We start from the raw sequence: 2,934 nt of genomic DNA, 5'->3' as shown, positions 1-2,934 counted from the left end.
ATGAGTTAACCAACCACCTGGGTAATGTATTAGTCGTTATTAACGACAAGAAAATACCGGAGTTTAACACCCTCGATACACCAGGCAGTGGTTTAAAAGCGTTTAATGCAGATGTTCTTACCTATTCTGATTATTACCCGTTTGGTATGGTTATCGATGCCAGACATCGCTCAAAAACTGATTATCGGTATGGTTTCCAGGGACAGGAAATGGATAATGAAATTAAAGGGGAAGGAAATTCGTTGAATTACACCTTTAGGATGCACGACCCACGAGTTGGAAGATTTTTTGCTAGAGACCCTTTGGCTCATAAATTCCCATACAATAGTCCATATGCTTTTAGCGAGAACAGAGTCATTGATGGTGTAGAGTTTGAAGGTTTAGAAGTGACACCATATGCAGAGAAAAAAGCTTACAAACCTGTTTTTACTGAAAATGCTGGTACAGTAATGGATAGAGCAGGAAATGCTGCTGAAAACATAATGAGTTTTTTAACTAATGTTACTGTTACACCCGCTTATAATGCATCTTCAAGTGTTATTAATGGGACTTATGATTTCTTTACTGGTAAATATAACAATGTAACTTTGCCAGGAATGCTTCAAGAAGCTGAATTTGGGGTAAAGGAATTTGTAAGAACAAATAAAAATTATTGGGATAAAAACTCTGGAAAACAAATCCTTAAGGATAATATTAATAGCTTATCCGTACTAGAGAATTATGAACTTGGAGCTGAACTTTTGATTGCACACAAAGTAAGTTCTTTTGCTGGTAAAGGTAGTTCGGGTGTTGCTGTTGCAGAAGATATTGTTGATTTAAGAAAATCCTTAGCTCGTAATTTTTATGAGAAATCAGGCTTCGATGGAACGAAGGCTTTAAGTCATATGGAAGGAATTGACTTTGGTAAAGCTGTCCAAACAAAAATATTAAAAAAAGGAACTGTAGTTCAGCAATGGGTAGGTGAACACGGTGTTGGTAATTATTTTACAACAATAACAAATAAAGCAGCACAAAATTTAGGAATAGGTTATGAAGGAAGAACTTTAAAACAATTTACTCTCACTGAGGATGTAAAAGTTTTGCAAAGTACCGCTGGTGATTATAAAGGTCATGCAGGTGGTGGGACACAATTTTTTAGTACTGAATTAAGAAACAAAATAACACCGACACCATAAAGAGAATCAAATGAAAGAACTTTTTCAAATTATAGAAGTAATAGATAATGCTTTATTAGAACTTGACATCCTATCTAATCAATACAAAATGTATCAAAAAGGAAAAGAACCTTATGATAGCACACACAGAATATTGATTTTATTAAGAAGCGAAATTAATATTAATCAAAAAAATATTAATAAAAGGGTATTAAGGGCAATCCATGATATGGGGATGTCATCGTATAAAGATTTTGAAAATACGAAATTAGAATGTTTAATTAATAGTATTATTTCTATTATATATAATCAGATTCCAATTTATAAAAGCTTAGAACCTCTTAGAGAAGATTTTGGTAAAGGCAATCCTATTTAGGTAGCATATTTGTAATGTTCCAAATTAAGACATGCTACCAAAAATCATTTAAACAAAAAATCCTAACCGTAAAAAAGTTAGGATTTTTTATTGAATATAAGTGCTTTATAGGGGGCGAAAAGGAGTTGTCGGACACGTAAACACAGCTATGTCACAAACCAGCCCCACCAGAAAAAACTGCACCCCACTCCCTCTCAATATGGTTTTTTTATAACGAAATCCACGATTCAGTCATTTTGAGTTATCCACCTCATGTACACAATTAGCCTAATTCTCCCCATCTTCCTTGATGATGTAAACAAATAGTGACCAAGTTTTGGCGGTCACATTATCTATTGTGTCACTTTGAGACACAAATATTTTAGCTCAAATAAAAAATATTTCAAAAAAAAGTCCCAAAAAGCTACACTTTGGAAAATTTCATAGTATTTATTGTAAATGATCCTTGATTAACCCTCTTGTATGGGATTCCTGTATCTGAAAATAACATGAGTAGTAACACATTTACAAAATGAAATATGAAAACATCAAAGAATTTATAATCACGACCAAAAGAAGTAAAAGCAAAATATATAGATTCTATCAGAAAAATGAAGACTTGTTCACAGAAACAAAAATGAAAAATGGAAAAAGAATATTTCCTATTGACCACGCAAGGTATTTTGACAGTGAAATTATGTTCGATGAAAACAAGCTATTACGTCAAGAAAACCAATCCATGAAAAATTTGATTGATTGCTGTTTAATAGATAAAGATAGTTTACAGTTCAGACTGTGGCAACTGGACTGGTCATTTTTTATAACGGTTGCCTACAAATTGGAGCGAGATAAAAAAAGTTGTTTTAAACAAATGCACGGCTTATATGAACACCTAGAAAATAAATATGGTGACGCTACTGCATTACGATTGTTTTTCACCAGTGAGCCATTCACCAACAGAAAGGGCTACCATAACCATTTAGTTCTGGACGTAGCTAACAAGAAACTCCGCCAAGAAATTCTAGCAGAAGTTCAGAACTACTTTAGTTATGACCGTGTTGACGTAGGCATCTATGACCTATACAAAGCGGGGATTTTCTACATGACCAAAGAAGGAACAATGACTGAAGACTGGGATATATTAGGCAATAACCTAAAAAATGACGGATTACAGTATGACAATAAATCTAACTAGCCAATATGAGGATAAAACTAACATTATCCCAATTGAGAAAAATTCTCAAAACGGAGCGTCTAAAATTCCCAATAACGTTTGAAGTTAAAAATTTTACGGATAAAGAACTTACAGAGTTTTCACAATTGTTACAACTAAAAGAACGAGTTTGACCGCTCGTTTTTTTTATGCCCCAAATTGGCTAAAAATATGAGCTAAAATACTGAAGACCGATGGCGATGGGCTTTATG

3 protein-coding genes are annotated in these 2,934 nt (G+C 33.5%); all 3 read left to right on the top strand.

Annotated features, from left to right (window positions below; genetic code table 11):
* A partial coding sequence (locus tag B3394_RS11950; RefSeq protein WP_286923105.1) for an RHS repeat-associated core domain-containing protein occupies window positions 1–1,175 on the top strand: 1,175 nt, incomplete at its 5' end.
* A 10-nt stretch (window positions 1,176–1,185) separates the two neighbouring features.
* A complete protein-coding gene (locus B3394_RS11945) occupies window positions 1,186–1,530 on the top strand; it encodes a hypothetical protein (protein WP_286923070.1) in 345 nt (114 codons plus the stop codon).
* 511 nt (window positions 1,531–2,041) lie between these two features.
* Window positions 2,042–2,704, top strand: coding sequence for a hypothetical protein (locus tag B3394_RS11940; protein WP_286923057.1), 663 nt, complete (start codon window positions 2,042–2,044; stop codon window positions 2,702–2,704).
* Window positions 2,705–2,934: the final 230 nt, after the last annotated feature.

It is taken from the genome of Flavobacterium sp. UBA4197 (assembly GCF_002379575.1).
In the GTDB taxonomy this organism is placed as follows: Bacteria; Bacteroidota; Bacteroidia; order Flavobacteriales; family Flavobacteriaceae; genus Flavobacterium; species Flavobacterium inviolabile.
Note: the sequence above shows the minus strand (reverse complement) of the source record. Positions and strands in the feature narration are given on the sequence as shown.

Excerpts from the sequence above, each read along its gene's own strand:
- B3394_RS11945 (WP_286923070.1), top strand. The coding sequence starts at position 1,186 with ATGAAAGAACTTTTTCAAATTATAGAAGTAATAGATAATGCTTTATTA.
- B3394_RS11940 (WP_286923057.1), top strand. The coding sequence starts at position 2,042 with ATGAAATATGAAAACATCAAAGAATTTATAATCACGACCAAAAGAAGT.